Source organism: Gilliamella sp. Fer1-1 (assembly GCF_001690825.1).
In the GTDB taxonomy this organism is placed as follows: domain Bacteria; phylum Pseudomonadota; class Gammaproteobacteria; order Enterobacterales; family Orbaceae; genus Gilliamella; species Gilliamella apicola_C.
In genome coordinates this window covers 1-14,873 of sequence record NZ_LZGX01000108.1, presented here as the reverse complement: position 1 = coordinate 14,873, position 14,873 = coordinate 1, and the positions used below count along the sequence as shown (strand labels likewise).

Here is a 14,873-nt window from a genome sequence, read left to right as displayed (position 1 = left end):
TAAAAAAATAATCAATTATTTTTTGTAAAAGTATTACAGAGATAGGATACGTTACAGTCTATTTTATGCTCATATTCGTGTTGATGTCGCGGCAATTGTTTCTATTTAAAATCTTAATGATAAGTGATAGTATATGCGGTCTACTTTATTTATGTATGCAAGTGCGCTTTCGTGTGGCGCACCACTGTTATAAGGATTTATTATGCCAATAATTACTCTTCCTGACGGAAGTCAACGTCAATTTGATAAAGCCGTTACTGTTTTAGAAGTTGCACAAAGCATAGGTGCAGGGCTAGCAAAAGCATGTATAGCTGGACGTGTAAATGGTGAGCGTAAAGACGCTTGTGATTTGATAGAACAAGATGCCACATTAGCCATTATTACGGCAAAAGATGAGGATGGTCTTGAAATTATACGTCACTCTTGTGCGCATCTATTAGGTCATGCTATTAAGCAATTATGGCCTGATACGCAAATGGCCATTGGTCCAACTATTGATAATGGTTTTTATTATGATGTTGATTTAGATCACTCTTTGACGCAAGAAGATCTTGATGCATTAGAAAAACGTATGCATGAATTGGCTAAAAAAGATTACGAAGTAAAAAAAGAAGTGGTTAGTTGGGAGCAAGCTAGGGAAGTATTTTGGAAACGACATGAACCCTATAAAATAGCTATCTTAGATGAAAATATTCCTAAAGATTCAAAACCAGCACTTTATCATCACGAAGAATATATTGATATGTGCCGAGGGCCACATGTGCCTAATATGCGTTTTTGCCACCATTTTAAATTGCAAAAAGTCGCCGGCGCTTACTGGCGTGGTAACAGTGATAATAAAATGTTACAACGCATTTATGGCACTGCATGGGCTGATAAAAAACAACTCGATAGTTATTTACAATTCTTAGAAGAAGCAGCCAAACGTGATCACCGAAAAATAGGTAAACAACTTGATCTTTACCATATGCAAGAAGAAGCACCGGGTATGGTATTTTGGCATAATGATGGTTGGATTATCTTCCGTGAGCTTGAAGTTTTCGTTCGCACCAAATTAAAGGAATACGATTATCAAGAAGTCAAAGGCCCTTTCATGATGGATCGCATTTTATGGGAAAAAACAGGGCATTGGGGTAATTATAAAGAGTTAATGTTTGTGACTTCATCTGAAAATCGTGAATATTGTATTAAACCAATGAATTGTCCAGGGCACGTGCAAATTTTTAACCAAGGGTTAAAATCATATCGTGATTTACCATTGCGTATGGCTGAATTTGGTAGTTGTCATCGAAATGAGCCGTCAGGATCTTTGCACGGATTAATGCGTGTTCGAGGCTTTACGCAAGATGATGCACATATTTTTTGTACGGAAAGCCAAATTCGTAGCGAAGTTAACAGCTGTATTAAAATGGTTTATGATACTTATAGCACTTTTGGATTTACTGACATTACGGTTAAGTTATCAACCCGCCCAGAAAAACGAATAGGTAAAGATGAAACATGGGATCTTGCTGAAAAAGATTTGGCTGAATGTTTAACTGAAAATGGCATAGAATTTGAGTACTTACCAGGTGAAGGCGCATTTTATGGACCGAAGATCGAGTTTACTTTACATGATTGTTTAGGTCGTGCATGGCAATGTGGTACTGTTCAGCTTGACTTTATGTTGCCTGAACGTTTAGATGCAACTTATGTAGGTGAAGATAACGAACGTCATATTCCAGTTATGATCCATAGAGCTATTTTGGGCTCAATGGAGCGTTTTATGGGGATTTTAACTGAAAACTGTGCGGGGTTCTTTCCAACATGGCTTGCTCCATTACAAGTTGCCGTAATAAATATTACTGATAATCAAGCTGAATATGCCAAACAATTATGCGAAAAATTACAAAAAGTAGGTATTAGAGCAAAAGCAGACTTGAGAAATGAGAAAATAGGGTTTAAAATTCGCGAGCATACTCTTAAACGTGTTCCTTATATGTTTGTTTGTGGAGACAAAGAAATGGAATCAGGAACAATTTCAGTTCGAACACGCCAAGGTAAAGATCTTGGTAGCTTTGAGGTGAAACATGTTATAGAATTGTTGCTTAACGAAATTCATAGTCGTTCATTAGAACAAATGAATTAATGATAAATTACTTTGGAGGAATGAGATATTAAAGTCAGTAAACGTATTCAGTCAACACGCGCGCATAAGATCAATGATGAAATTACTGCTCGTGAGGTGAGGTTAACCGGCGTCGATGGTGAACAGCTCGGTATAGTAAGCTTAGACGAAGCTTTAAAACAAGCTGAAGAAGCAACTCTTGATTTAGTCGAAATAAGCCCTAATGCAGAGCCACCTGTTTGTCGAATTATGGATTATGGCAAATTCCTCTATGAAAAGAGTAAAGCAACAAAAGAGCAGAAGAAGAAGCAAAAGATTGTTCAGGTTAAGGAAATTAAGTTCCGACCTGGTACAGACGAAGGCGACTATCAGGTAAAACTCCGCAGCCTGATTCGCTTTCTTGAAGATGGCGATAAAGCTAAAGTTACGTTGCGTTTTCGTGGACGTGAAATGGCTCACCAACAGTTAGGATCTGAAATGCTTGATCGTATTAAAGAGGACTTAGCTGATTTGGCTGTCATTGAATCTTATCCAACTAAGATTGAAGGCCGCCAAATGATTATGGTGCTTGCGCCGAAGAAAAAGTAATGGTTTTACAAGTTAATTTTTGATTCATCAAAGATTACACCATTATTTTATTTTTATTAACAATGCGAAGTGGAAATTAATAAAATGCCTAAAATTAAAACTGTAAAAGGCGCAGCAAAGCGCTTTAAAAAAACAGCTTCTGGTGGCTTTAAGCATAAGCAAGCTAACAAAAGTCATATCCTAACTAAAAAATCAACTAAGCGTAAACGTCATTTACGTGGTTTGACCACCGTGTCAAAAGGCGATTTAGGTTTAGTTACTGCGTGTGTTCCATACGCTTAAGTTATTGGTTAATTATTTAGAGGATATAATTTATGGCTCGTGTTAAACGTGGTGTTATTGCTCGTGCACGTCACAAGAAAATTTTAAAACAAGCAAAAGGTTACTATGGTGCACGTTCACGTGTATACCGTGTTGCTTTCCAAGCAGTAATTAAAGCAGGACAGTATGCTTATCGTGACCGTCGTCAACGTAAACGTCAATTCCGTCAATTATGGATTGTCCGTATTAATGCGGCAGCTCGTCAATGTGGTCTTTCTTATAGCCGTTTTATCAATGGTTTAAAGAAAGCATCAATTGAAATCGATCGCAAGATCCTTGCTGATATTGCTGTATTTGACAAAAATGCATTTGCTGCATTAGTTGAGAAAGCAAAAGCGGCACTATAATAGCTTTATAAAAGCCGAGTTATCTCGGCTTTTATATTTTCATTTTTATTATAAGGGTTGATTAATTATGAAGTTAGTTATTTTTCGTTTCTTTTTTGATTGCTTTAGCAATACTATTTTGTGAGGCAAAGAAAAAACGAAAAATAATTATAAAAGCCTCAAAAGAGGCTTTTTTTATGCAATAAACAATAAGCAGGAGAACTGTATGCCTCAATTAGTTGAACTGGTAAATAATGCCAAATCCGCTATTGAAAATGCTAATGACATTAATTCGATCGAACAAATTCGGGTGGAGTATTTTGGTAAAAAAGGTCATTTTACAATGCAAATGGCTTCATTACGCGATGTTCCAGCTGATGAGCGCCCAGCTGTCGGTCAAAAAATAAATGATGCAAAGCAAAAAGTTGTTGAAATATTAAATCATAAGCGCAATTTTTTAGAGCGTCAGGCTCTTGATGCGAAACTAGCTAATGAAACAATTGATATTACGTTGCCAGGAAAATCAATTGAATTAGGTGGATTACATCCAGTGACAAAAACGATTAATCGGTTAGTCGATTTTTTTGGCGAACTTGGTTTTGCTGTTGAAACGGGGCCTGAAATTGAAGATGACTATCATAATTTTGACGCTTTAAATATTCCTGCTCATCATCCAGCTAGAGCTGATCACGATACATTTTGGTTTGACGCAAAACGTTTATTAAGAACACAAACTTCAACGGTGCAAATTCGCACAATGGAAAACCAAAAACCACCAATTCGAATCATTGCTCCAGGAAGAACTTATCGTAATGATTACGATCAAACTCATACGCCAATGTTCCACCAAATGGAAGGCTTACTTGTTGATAAAGATATCAGCTTTACACATCTAAAAGGTTTGTTGCATGATTTTCTGCATTGCTTTTTTGAAGATAATATGGAAATTCGTTTTAGACCAGCTTATTTTCCATTTACAGAACCGTCAGCAGAAGTTGATATTAAAGCGAAAAATGGCAAGTGGCTAGAAGTGTTAGGTTGCGGGATGGTTCATCCTAATGTATTACGTAATGTAGGCATTGATCCTGAAGTGTACAGTGGCTTTGCTTTTGGTATGGGGATAGAGCGGCTAACAATGTTACGTTACGGTGTCACTGATTTGCGTTCTTTCTTTGAAAATGATTTACGTTTTTTAAAGCAATTTAATTAATTCTGGAGATCAAAACATGAAATTTAGTGAAAGTTGGCTACGTGAATGGATCAATCCAGAAATTAGTAGCGAAACGTTAGCTGATCAATTAACAATGGCTGGTTTAGAAGTCGATGATGTTGAAAAAGTAGCAGGCGATTTTACAGGTGTTGTTGTCGGTAAAGTCGTTGAATGTATGCAACATCCTAATGCAGACAAACTTCGTGTCACAAAAGTTGATATTGGTAAAGCTGAATTACTGGATATAGTTTGCGGGGCTCCAAATTGCCGTAAAGGTTTAATGGTTGCTTGTGCAACGGTAGGCGCTGTATTGCCCGGCGATTTTAAAATAAAACCAGCTAAATTGCGGGGAGAGCCATCAGAAGGCATGTTGTGCTCTTATTCTGAATTAGGAATTTCTGATGAACATAATGGTATTATTGAATTACCTGATAATGCGCCGTTAGGACAAGACATTCGTGAATATTTGAATTTAAATGATGTCATGATTGATATCAGCGTAACACCGAATAGAGCAGATTGCTTTGGTATTATTGGCGTTGCTAGAGATATTTCTGCAGTTAACAACGTTCCAATGAAAGAACTACAAGTTGACAGTATGCCTGCAACCATTACCGATACTTTATCAATACAGATAGATGCTCCTCAAGCCGCTCCTCGCTATTTGGGACGTGTAATCAAAAATATTAATGTTAATGCAGCCACTCCACTTTGGATGAAAGAGAAATTACGTCGAGGTGGAATTCGTTCAATTGATGCAGTTGTAGATATAACTAACTATGTATTATTAGAACTTGGTCATCCAATGCATGCATTTGATTTGACTCAGATAGAAAAGGGAATAGTTGTTCGTTACGCAAGTAATGATGAAAAACTGATCTTACTTAACGGTAATGAAGTTAACCTTAATGATAAAACTTTAGTCATTGCCGATCACCAAAAGGTTTTGGCTTTAGCCGGAATTATGGGTGGTGAAAAATCGGCTGTAACACAAACAACTAAAGATGTATTTCTTGAATCTGCATTTTTTAGTCCATTAGCAATAACAGGTAAAGCTCGTGAATATGGCTTACATACTGAAGCTTCGCATCGTTATGAACGTGGTGTTGATCCGTCTTTACAATTTATTGCAATGGAACGAGCGAGTCAATTACTAATTGATATTTGTGGTGGTGAAGTTGGTCCAATTATTGAGGTAACACAACAAAGTGAACTACCAAAACAAGCAATAATTAGACTTCGTCGCAATAGAATTGATCGTATCATTGGTTATGCAATTGAGACACAGAAAATCACCGATATTTTAATTAGGCTTGGTTGTGAAGTCGAATACAATGGCAATGTTTGGACTGTAAAATCACCAAGTTGGCGTTTTGATTTGCAAATCGAAGAAGATTTAGTTGAAGAAATTGCGCGTATTTATGGCTATAACAATATTCCAAATGCCAATTTAAAAATTGAGTCAGTAATGAAACCAAAGCCTGAAAGCCAAATATCATTACGAAGAATAAAAGACTTATTAGTTGATAGAGGATATCAAGAAGCCGTAACATATAGCTTTGTTGACCCCAAAATTCAACACATTCTTCACCCTGAGCAGCAAGAGATCACATTACCTAACCCCATTTCAAGTGAAATGTCAGTTATGCGTTTATCACTATGGTCTGGCTTATTAGATGCAGTGCTATACAACCAAAATCGCCAGCAATCTAGGGTTAGATTGTTTGAAACAGGATTGCGTTTTATACCTGATGAAAAAGATGAATTAGGTGTACGCCAAGAGTTAATGTTATCAGGCATTATTACAGGTAGCTTATATGAAGAGCATTGGCAACTTCCTAAAAGGAATGTTGATTTCTATGATCTTAAAGGTGATATTGAATCAATCTTTTCTCTTTTAGGCTGTGCGGATAAAGTACAGTTTAAAAAAGCTCAACTACCTGCCTTGCATCCTGGACAAAGTGCTACTATCTATTTGAATGATGAGCTATTAGGCTATCTAGGTGTTTTACATCCAGAAATTGAAAAAAAATTATCTTTAAATAGTAAAACACTTGTTTTTGAAATAAATTTAGCTAAAATTAATAGCAAGACAGTACCTGTTGCTCAAGACTTATCAAAGTATCCTTCGAACAAACGAGATATAGCTATTGTGGTATCAAATACAATTCCAGTAGCTGATATTATTTCTGAGTGTAAGCGGGCTGGTGGTGAGCAACTTATTAAAGTTAATTTGTTTGATGTTTACCAAGGTGAAAATATCAAAGAAAATCAAAAAAGTCTTGCTATCAGTTTGATTTTACAAGATAAATCACGTACACTTGAAGAAGAAGATATAACAAACATTGTAAGTAAATGCGTTACTGCTTTACAAAATCGTTTTAAAGCCCTATTAAGAGAATAATAATATGACATTAACTAAAGCTGATATTGCAGATCGTCTTGCCGAAAAATTTACCATTGATCGTCAAGAAGCTAAAGTCCTTGTTGAACTCTTTTTTGAAGAGATTCGAGTGGCTTTGGAAAAAGGGGAGCCAGTAAAATTATCTGGATTTGGTAATTTTTCGGTACGAGATAAAAACTCACGGCCTGGACGAAATCCTAAAACAGGGGAAAGTGTTGATATCTCAGCTCGCCGAGTTGTTACCTTTAGACCTGGAATTAAATTCAGAGAGCGTGTAGAAAAAAATTTAGTTATCTAATATTAAGTTCTTATTCTGCTTGCTTAATATAATAGCCTTTCTCTTATTAAGAACACTGGGAAGGCTATTTTATTTATAAATAATGCTTGTATTAATTTCGTAAATAAAGCATAATAACCGTTCTTCAATGGAGGCTCTATGGGTCCTCTTGCAACATTTTTTTGCTCATCAGGTCAGGTCCGGAAGGAAGCAGCCAAAGTAAAAAATATGTGTGTGGGATGTGGCTGATAGAGTCTCCTCCAAAACTTATTTTACAGTAAGTTTGCCTATTCTTATAAATTATAACTAATTAGGTGTTATTTATAATTTACAACATATTAAGAAAATAAGAAAAAATAACTTCTTGATAACAAATAAAGTTATTTTGTCATATCCATCCTTTATCTCAACAATAACTGCAATGTAAATAATATGCTATTAAATACTAGATTGTAATTAAATAATTTTGCGCTAGTTATATCATTAAATATTAATAATATAACATTAATAAAAAACATAAGATGAGCTTGCTTTCCCGCTTTTTTGCCGTCGCGATAATATCACTAAATAATCCACTGATGCTTTAGTTGCAAATTCATCTATTGAAAATCCTTTGTCTTTGGTATTTCTATTTGGTGACAATCTCTCTTTTAATTAAAATAATTACTAAATTTATTATGCAAATTTGATTCGTTAATAAAAAGATTTGTTTACAATCGTCGATAGAACAAATTGATCAGGGTGTTGAAATTTAGCTGCGTGGAATAAACATATTATCAAAATGGTCGAGTTTAATTAACTTTTTTCTAACAAAATCGTTGATCCATGTATTAGTCATAGCCATATGACACCTCTCTTTAAACAGAAAGTTCACAATCATAAAAGCCATGTGATATTGTATTATGTTAGATTTGATGATAATGTAATTGAGTAATGCCTTGTTTTAGCTCAATTTACAGCAGGCTTTGTGCATTTTAATATGAATACACATTATTAATGCAAAAGTAATCAAATTTTACAGATAGATGTTGCTAGCGCACTGGTAAATGGGCAAAAAGGATTTACTTGTTGCGCAATTGCTTACCATTATTTTTTGTTGGATTTGTGGCATTAAATACCGACAATAGCGATGGGGTATGGATGCGCATGTATGGTACTGATGCTTTTGGCTTGCTTTGCCTGAGTTTTCCATACTTGTCAATAGTCTTACGATAAAGGAAAATAATAATTTATTGCGCTAGTTACGATCTACTATTAATAAAATACATGCTGGCACACTACAGAAGATACCAAAAGTAAAAAATATTATTATTTTTCCCCATCAGAATAAGATTTTTTTAAAAGAATGTAGTGAAATATGGGTGATAAAACACCTAGCTAAGTAACCATCAGCAATAAAGCAGATTTACTAGTAGCATTTTTAACGTATTTTGGGAAGGGTTAATTTAAGGAGTATAAATGAATATTTTTTCACGCTTATTTGGTAAGAAATCAAAATTACAACAAGCTGATGAAGCATTAATTGAAAATCCAAATATTCAAGCGCCATTAGCATTAAGCATTGTTTTTAAGGGGCAGTTCTATTTAGATCAAGATAATCTATTAAAGCAATTACGTAGTATTGATTCATCAATGAAAAATATTCGATGCCAAATGCCATATGGCAAGTTAGATGACGGATGTTATGCTTTATTTGGTTGGAAAAATCATGTCATTAAATTAATTGGCATCAATGCTTCTTATCCTGCTGATGTTTTAGAAATATGCGTGGCACCAGCACATTACAGTCAGGATATTAAAGATCAAGTTCGTGAAAATGATAGTTATATCATTCTATATTATACTGGATATGAAAAGAATATACTTGAGCAATACTTGGCTTTAACTCGTTTTGCAGCTAGTTTTGAACCATTTAATGGTTTAGCGCTGATTAATGGAAAAGGGCATAGCTCATTACCAATAAAAGTTATTCGTCAATTAGCCACAGAAAAAGGTGGAATAGAAGGGTTATGTCATTGCTTACCAATGTTTTATTGTGGTTTTGTCAAATATGAAATAGAAAATGTTAAAGGTGTGTGGATGCGCACGTATGGCGCTGACGCTTTTGGATTACCTGATTTTGCTGTATTAGCTAATAGCCATGATGAAGGCGTATACTATTTTGATATGTTTAGCAATATTCTACAGTATTTACGCGATAGTGGTACAACAATGGCTTCTGGTGACACAATGGAAGTTGGCGATAATAAAATGATGTCTTTACGCACACCACGTGATGATGAAAGTTTTTTAAAAGATGAAGGATACGTTTTAGTCGTTGAAATAAATAGCAATAATGCAACTGAATAAATACTTAACTAGCCAGCAAAATTAATCTAATAAAATAAACGTCTATTTTTAAATTGTGCGTTTATTTTGTAGGTTAATTTTATCACTTAATTTATTGTTTAATTTACTTATAGATAGCGCTAGTCCATTATCAAAACGTTATTTTTTCATTGTAAATACAATATCGCCAGTATTAAGTCTTACCTTTTCACCATTATATTGGTACTCCGACCACAGATCAGGGTTATCCGATTCACAGTCATTAATGATTCGATACTCACTATAACCTGTATTGTTGCCTAAGATAGGTATAATCTCACCAACAGATCTTTCAATATCATGTTCAGACAAGTAGGTAATTAATTTTTTGACTAATTCTAGTTTGTGTTTTAACTCTGGATTATCTTTATATGATGATTCCATAAAATTAATAATATCTAACATTTATAACCTTTATAAAAATGTAAAACCAAAAAAATGATTTGGGTCAAAAAGTAAATTACCACAGTCTTGGCCATTGAGGTAATTTATACTCATTGAGGAAAAGGGTATTGATGAGTATGCTATTTCGGTGATAGTTACAGTTTGCTCGGTTTTGAATAATTGCGAATAAATTGACATTAATGAAAAATGATCATCATCATCTAAAGTAAACCATGCTTTAATTTCTGTTAATTCATTATATTGTATAATACCTGCTTCACTGAGATATAACTCAAAAATAACTTCATCAATAATAAAATATAATCTATCATAAAGCGGGTGAAAAATCGGCAGAGTAGCATAATCAACATAGCCAGCGATCATGACATCCTTTAGTTCACCGAGCATTAATCTATCAAAAAATCCTTGCATGATTAACCCTTTTTTTACTTTGTACAGTTAACTCAAAAAACGATTCTATTGTAATCAATATATCAAGAAAGTTTTTATATTAAACTTAACATTTACGCCATTCATTTTTTCACCTATACTTGTTTAAGTTTAAGCATGTATGGGTAGCTTCCACCAAAGCCTAAAACCCCATGTACAGCGCTTCCAATCGTGGCGGTGATTGGGGTTTGTTTTCTTATCGTTTAAATACTTGATATCTAACATACAGTTTCTCTAAATAATCAAAGTAGTATGTAAATGTTATCACACTCAATTAGCATCATTAGCTATTCCAAACATCATCCAAAAGGTATCTATTATTTGATAAATAGAACTCACCGATTTCTTGCACATCTTTATCGTCACTTTGTAAAGCTAAATTTGCCAATTTTTTTGATAATTTCTGGCTAAATGAATTGAATAAATACATCAATATACCAAATGTTTGATAATCCTGTTGCCCTAAAATAGGGGTAATATAATTCCAAATATGTTTTTCTAGCCACTGCGTATTGATACTTAAAATAATCTCTTGGCATAATTTTGTATTGCCATCTAAATATTGCATAATGTTAATAATTTCAGGTAATAAGCTTATTTTGATTGCTTCTGGAAATTGTTTGATCAAGTGTAATAATAAAGGATCAAACTTTTGGGTTAAATGTGTTTTAAGTAATTCAACAGTTTTAGGCTCATTAGCTAATAAATAGAGTTTATCTAATAAATTATCCTGTAGATTAATGCAGTCGGTTAAAAGCTGATTTATCTCATTGAATGAGTGCATTTTTTGTTACCTGTTTTATTTATGATGTTGCTCAAGTTTTATCTGGCAAAACCATATCCAATTATCATGATGAAAATAGAATGCAATATTGTTATCGGGGCAGATAAGTAGGCTATCATCATGAATATTATCTAGGCAATGGGTTGATATTTCCAATCCATTGGTATAAGCATCATAATAATATCCTGATTTAATGGTATATTGTTTTATAATTTGAGTAAATTTTTCAAAAGCATTGTTATCAATTTTTACACAATGGTGATTCAAATGTTTATCAATATGTTTGATATTATTGGCAAATTTCTGCCACTTTCCATTAATTAGAAAGTGATATCGTTGTTTTTTATCTTGCTTTATAAAGTTGTTTATAAAAAAATTTAGATGATTCATAGCATATTGAATATCAAGTTATGATTTGACCTTTATATATTGCCATTTTATCTTAAAAAATGCCTTTTAATTGTTTTTTTGATATTTTGATCTGTTTAGCAATGACTTCTACATAGAATGAATCGCTTTGAATAATATAATGCCAATAATCCCCACGATCGTAGTGTCGCCAATCAGGAAAATGAGATTGCCGTTCACTGGCTAATTGCGCCAGCCATGATGATTCAGGAATAACCCAATAACAACTAGTAAAATCATCGCTATCACAATGATTATAATAGGCAAGTTTTTTGTTTCGTTCAAAACGCATTGCCCAAACGCTAGAAAATTCAAATATACCTGTAAATTTAGAATATTTTGCTGGCTTATACCATATTTTACAATAGGCAGTTAACTCATCACCTTTAGACTTTATAACAAGATCATCGTTGGGGGCTTGCCAGTAAGGAAGCTCAACTGGGTAGGCAAAATCCTTGTCCTGTAAGCGCTGATTAGCGAGACCGTAATTGGTTAAGATTGTTTGAATATGATCTTCAAAGTGGCAATTAAGGTATTCATTTGCAGTAATGATGACAGTAAGAATATAAGATGAACGTATAGTAATATCAAAATTGGGATCGATTTTGTCATAAACCCAAATAGTAAAACCATCGAGGTTTGCTTTAGCTATATCACTATCCTTTTGATAGTTGAATTTACTGTCAAAAGCTTGAGCTAGTGTTGCTAATAGTTGTTTGAATGAACACTGCTCATCAATTAAAAATCTTAGCCATTTTTTGGGGGTATCCATTTGTTCCTACTTATTACCATATATTGGAATTGATTTAAGGTTTTGCTACTAAAATATATTTTTATTGTATCTATGATATGTAGTCTATTTTATTTTTTAGGTAATGCAATAAGATTAATCGATAATTATATTATTGCTTGTATTGAGTTGGTTGAAATTGGTGGGTATTTTTAGTGCAACATAAAAAATAGCAGTGCGACATTTTAGCCGCACCGTTATTGCTTATATTATTGTTAGTGTCGTTGAATTGATTTAAATTGTTTTGTTGTTTGTTTAAGTGCTATTTCTGTTGGTAAACGTTCCATTGAACTAGCTCCATAAAACCCATTACAATCAGGGCAATTGTCTAAAATATATTTAGCGTCTTCTGGAGTAGCAATAGGGCCACCATGGCATAAAATTATAATATCTGGTCGAATTGTTTTAGCTGCTTTAGCCCATTGATTGATTAAAGGCACACAGTCAGCAAGCTTTAAAGCCGTTTCAGCACCAATACTACCGCCCGTAGTTAATCCCATATGGGGTACTAAAATATCAGCGCCAGCTTTAGCCATATCGATTGCGTTTTGTTCACTAAATACATAAGGTGTTGTTAGCAGATCTTTTTCATGTGCTTTGCGAATCATTTCTACTTCTAAAGCGTATCCCATACCTGTTTCTTCAAGGTTTGCTCTAAAGTTACCATCAATTAGTCCAACAGTTGGGAAGTTTTGTACGCCAGCAAATCCAGTTTCCTTTAATTTATCTAAAAATTGATCGAATTGGCAAAATGGATCTGTTCCATTAACGCCTGCTAACACTGGCGTGTGTTTAACTACTGGTAACACCTCTTTAGCCATATCCATCACAATTTCGTTCGCATTACCGTAGGCAAGTAATCCCGCCAATGAGCCTCTACCTGCCATGCGATAACGACCAGAGTTATAAATGACAATAAGGTCAATGCCACCTGCTTCTTCACATTTTGCCGATAGACCTGTGCCAGCACCTCCACCAATGATGGGTTGTCCTTTTGCGATCATATCATGAAATTTCTTTAGTAACTGTGAACGTTGGTTTTTCATAGTTTTCTCCACTTAATTTTTAATTATTTGAATAAATTCATTAATAATCAGATCACAAAACTGGGGCGAGTTAATATGATGAGGTGTTTTTATTAATTTTCTTTTAGGGGTCTGAATAAATGTTTTTTCAAATTCATCAATAAAGGCTTTATTCGCTTTTGGTGACCAAAAAATTCCTCCTTCAATATCCAATGCTGAAAAGCCACCTTCAGGGATAATAAAAGTAACGTAACCTTGGCATTGATTAAGTTTATTTGCGATCCAATTAGCCATTTTTTTATTTTCTTCCGGCGTTGTTCGCATTAAGGTTACTTGTGGATTGTGTGGGTAAAATAAACGATCTTTATATTTTTCAGGAATAGTTTCAGGGCTAGAAAAATTAACCATATCAAGTGCTCCACACGATCCAATATATGGAATTTGGCTTCTAGCAATTGCGCCAAAACGATCTTCATTGCAAGCTAAAACACCATCAAATAAATAGTCACATACTTCTGTTGTGGTAATATCCAGTACTGCATGTAATAACTTGCTATCAGCTAGCTTTTCCATCGCTTTACCTCCACTGCCTGTAGCATGGAAAACGAGGCAATCATAATGATCGTGCAATTTGGCTGATATAGATTGAACGCATGTGGTTGTAACACCAAACATAGTTAAGCCAATTGCAGGTTTATCTTCGATCGTTTCTTGGGTTTTAAAAAGAACTGAACCTGCAATAAAGTTAGCCGCATTTGATAAGACTTTTCTTGATATAACATTAATTCCTGCAATATCTGTGACTGAATACATCATTGCAATATCGCTTGCGCCAATATAATCAGAAATATTGCCAGATGCCATTGTAGATACCATGAGTTTAGGAATGCCAACAGCAAGTGATTGCATAGCAGGGGTAATTAATGCCGTTCCTCCTGAGCCTCCTAATCCTAGTATAGCGTCTACATCATTTTGAGCCATCAAAAATAGTTTGAATGCATCTGCCATTGCAACAATCGCTTTACCTCGGTCACCACAAAATATAGCCGATTTGCCATGTGGATGGTAACTTGCAACCATTTCTGACGTGATAGTTGCTAAATGATTAAATTGATGAAGTTGTGTGGAAATATCGATAATTTTATAATTAAGATTTTTTAAATCGAGAAGGGTTTTGATATAAATGATTTCTTCCCTTTTGGTGTCTAGTGTCGTAACCAAATAAATTGTGCTAGTTGATGCCATTTATCGCTCCTAAGCAGGTTAATAAGGGTAATACTTTTACCAAAAGGGTGGTTAATAGTCATACATTATATACTCAAAATGAGACATAAGTCTCATTTTTATAATACTAATTTTAACTTAATGATTAAAATGCAGTATTATTTGATGATGAATTCAAATATAACAATATATCTAATGATTCAAGAGA

16 protein-coding genes and 1 other RNA gene are annotated in these 14,873 nt (G+C 34.1%); 10 read left to right on the top strand and 7 right to left on the bottom strand.

Annotated features, from left to right (window positions below; all coding sequences use genetic code 11):
• The first annotated feature begins 202 nt into the window (after positions 1-202).
• The 10 genes from thrS to A9G28_RS11675 all read left to right on the top strand — a co-directional run bounded on the left by thrS (position 203) and on the right by A9G28_RS11675 (position 9,582).
• Positions 203-2,128, top strand: coding sequence for a threonine--tRNA ligase (gene thrS, locus A9G28_RS11715; RefSeq protein WP_065566614.1), 1,926 nt, complete (start codon positions 203-205; stop codon positions 2,126-2,128).
• Positions 2,129-2,155: 27 nt separating this feature from the next.
• Positions 2,156-2,695, top strand: a complete 540-nt coding sequence (infC, locus tag A9G28_RS11710) for a translation initiation factor IF-3 (RefSeq protein ID WP_065566615.1) — start codon at positions 2,156-2,158, stop codon at positions 2,693-2,695.
• A gap of 84 nt (positions 2,696-2,779) precedes the next feature.
• Positions 2,780-2,977 carry a 50S ribosomal protein L35 gene (rpmI, locus tag A9G28_RS11705; RefSeq protein WP_034945602.1) on the top strand — a complete coding sequence of 66 codons (198 nt, stop codon included), beginning with the start codon at positions 2,780-2,782 and terminating at the stop codon, positions 2,975-2,977.
• 32 nt (positions 2,978-3,009) lie between these two features.
• Entirely contained in the window at positions 3,010-3,363 is a 354-nt protein-coding gene (gene rplT / locus A9G28_RS11700) for a 50S ribosomal protein L20 (protein WP_024496189.1), read from the top strand.
• A 67-nt stretch (positions 3,364-3,430) separates the two neighbouring features.
• Positions 3,431-3,487 carry a pheST operon leader peptide PheM gene (gene pheM / locus A9G28_RS14260; RefSeq protein ID WP_141671930.1) on the top strand — a complete coding sequence of 19 codons (57 nt, stop codon included), beginning with the start codon at positions 3,431-3,433 and terminating at the stop codon, positions 3,485-3,487.
• Positions 3,488-3,568: 81 nt separating this feature from the next.
• Positions 3,569-4,552 (top strand): phenylalanine--tRNA ligase subunit alpha, encoded by a 984-nt coding sequence (gene pheS, locus A9G28_RS11695; protein WP_065566616.1) that lies wholly within the window; start codon positions 3,569-3,571, stop codon positions 4,550-4,552.
• Positions 4,553-4,568: 16 nt separating this feature from the next.
• Positions 4,569-6,956 (top strand): phenylalanine--tRNA ligase subunit beta, encoded by a 2,388-nt coding sequence (pheT, locus tag A9G28_RS11690; RefSeq protein WP_065580780.1) that lies wholly within the window; start codon positions 4,569-4,571, stop codon positions 6,954-6,956.
• 4 nt (positions 6,957-6,960) lie between these two features.
• The gene (locus A9G28_RS11685; RefSeq protein WP_065566618.1) at positions 6,961-7,254 is read left to right on the top strand and encodes an integration host factor subunit alpha; all 294 of its coding nucleotides are present in this window, start codon (positions 6,961-6,963) and stop codon (positions 7,252-7,254) included.
• Between the two features lie 137 nt (positions 7,255-7,391).
• An RNA gene (gene ffs, locus A9G28_RS11680) (signal recognition particle sRNA small type) lies at positions 7,392-7,487 on the top strand.
• Positions 7,488-8,691: 1,204 nt separating this feature from the next.
• The gene (locus tag A9G28_RS11675) at positions 8,692-9,582 is read left to right on the top strand and encodes a DUF4261 domain-containing protein (RefSeq protein ID WP_065580779.1); all 891 of its coding nucleotides are present in this window, start codon (positions 8,692-8,694) and stop codon (positions 9,580-9,582) included.
• A 138-nt stretch (positions 9,583-9,720) separates the two neighbouring features.
• Here A9G28_RS11675 and A9G28_RS11670 read toward each other — a convergent pair whose 3' ends face one another.
• The 7 genes from A9G28_RS11670 to A9G28_RS11640 form a co-directional block, all read right to left on the bottom strand.
• Positions 9,721-10,005, bottom strand: coding sequence for a hypothetical protein (locus tag A9G28_RS11670; RefSeq protein ID WP_065580778.1), 285 nt, complete (start codon positions 10,003-10,005; stop codon positions 9,721-9,723).
• A 9-nt stretch (positions 10,006-10,014) separates the two neighbouring features.
• On the bottom strand, positions 10,015-10,416 hold the full coding sequence (locus A9G28_RS11665) for a hypothetical protein (RefSeq protein WP_065580777.1): 402 nt from the start codon (positions 10,414-10,416) through the stop codon (positions 10,015-10,017).
• A 301-nt stretch (positions 10,417-10,717) separates the two neighbouring features.
• A complete protein-coding gene (locus tag A9G28_RS11660; RefSeq protein ID WP_065580776.1) occupies positions 10,718-11,218 on the bottom strand; it encodes a hypothetical protein in 501 nt (166 codons plus the stop codon).
• 15 nt (positions 11,219-11,233) lie between these two features.
• Entirely contained in the window at positions 11,234-11,608 is a 375-nt protein-coding gene (locus tag A9G28_RS11655) for a hypothetical protein (protein WP_065580775.1), read from the bottom strand.
• 52 nt (positions 11,609-11,660) lie between these two features.
• Entirely contained in the window at positions 11,661-12,398 is a 738-nt protein-coding gene (locus A9G28_RS13805; protein WP_218057384.1) for a hypothetical protein, read from the bottom strand.
• A 233-nt stretch (positions 12,399-12,631) separates the two neighbouring features.
• Positions 12,632-13,462, bottom strand: a complete 831-nt coding sequence (locus A9G28_RS11645) for a phosphoenolpyruvate hydrolase family protein (protein WP_065580774.1) — start codon at positions 13,460-13,462, stop codon at positions 12,632-12,634.
• A 12-nt stretch (positions 13,463-13,474) separates the two neighbouring features.
• On the bottom strand, positions 13,475-14,686 hold the full coding sequence (locus A9G28_RS11640) for a Tm-1-like ATP-binding domain-containing protein (RefSeq protein WP_065580773.1): 1,212 nt from the start codon (positions 14,684-14,686) through the stop codon (positions 13,475-13,477).
• Positions 14,687-14,873 lie beyond the last annotated feature (187 nt).

Excerpts from the sequence above, each read along its gene's own strand:
- thrS (WP_065566614.1), top strand. The coding sequence starts at position 203 with ATGCCAATAATTACTCTTCCTGACGGAAGTCAACGTCAATTTGATAAA.
- rpmI (WP_034945602.1), top strand. The coding sequence starts at position 2,780 with ATGCCTAAAATTAAAACTGTAAAAGGCGCAGCAAAGCGCTTTAAAAAA.
- rplT (WP_024496189.1), top strand. The coding sequence starts at position 3,010 with ATGGCTCGTGTTAAACGTGGTGTTATTGCTCGTGCACGTCACAAGAAA.
- pheS (WP_065566616.1), top strand. The coding sequence starts at position 3,569 with ATGCCTCAATTAGTTGAACTGGTAAATAATGCCAAATCCGCTATTGAA.
- pheT (WP_065580780.1), top strand. The coding sequence starts at position 4,569 with ATGAAATTTAGTGAAAGTTGGCTACGTGAATGGATCAATCCAGAAATT.
- A9G28_RS11685 (WP_065566618.1), top strand. The coding sequence starts at position 6,961 with ATGACATTAACTAAAGCTGATATTGCAGATCGTCTTGCCGAAAAATTT.
- A9G28_RS11675 (WP_065580779.1), top strand. The coding sequence starts at position 8,692 with ATGAATATTTTTTCACGCTTATTTGGTAAGAAATCAAAATTACAACAA.
- A9G28_RS11670 (WP_065580778.1), bottom strand. The coding sequence starts at position 10,005 with ATGTTAGATATTATTAATTTTATGGAATCATCATATAAAGATAATCCA.
- A9G28_RS11665 (WP_065580777.1), bottom strand. The coding sequence starts at position 10,416 with ATGCAAGGATTTTTTGATAGATTAATGCTCGGTGAACTAAAGGATGTC.
- A9G28_RS11660 (WP_065580776.1), bottom strand. The coding sequence starts at position 11,218 with ATGCACTCATTCAATGAGATAAATCAGCTTTTAACCGACTGCATTAAT.
- A9G28_RS11655 (WP_065580775.1), bottom strand. The coding sequence starts at position 11,608 with ATGAATCATCTAAATTTTTTTATAAACAACTTTATAAAGCAAGATAAA.
- A9G28_RS13805 (WP_218057384.1), bottom strand. The coding sequence starts at position 12,398 with ATGGATACCCCCAAAAAATGGCTAAGATTTTTAATTGATGAGCAGTGT.
- A9G28_RS11645 (WP_065580774.1), bottom strand. The coding sequence starts at position 13,462 with ATGAAAAACCAACGTTCACAGTTACTAAAGAAATTTCATGATATGATC.
- A9G28_RS11640 (WP_065580773.1), bottom strand. The coding sequence starts at position 14,686 with ATGGCATCAACTAGCACAATTTATTTGGTTACGACACTAGACACCAAA.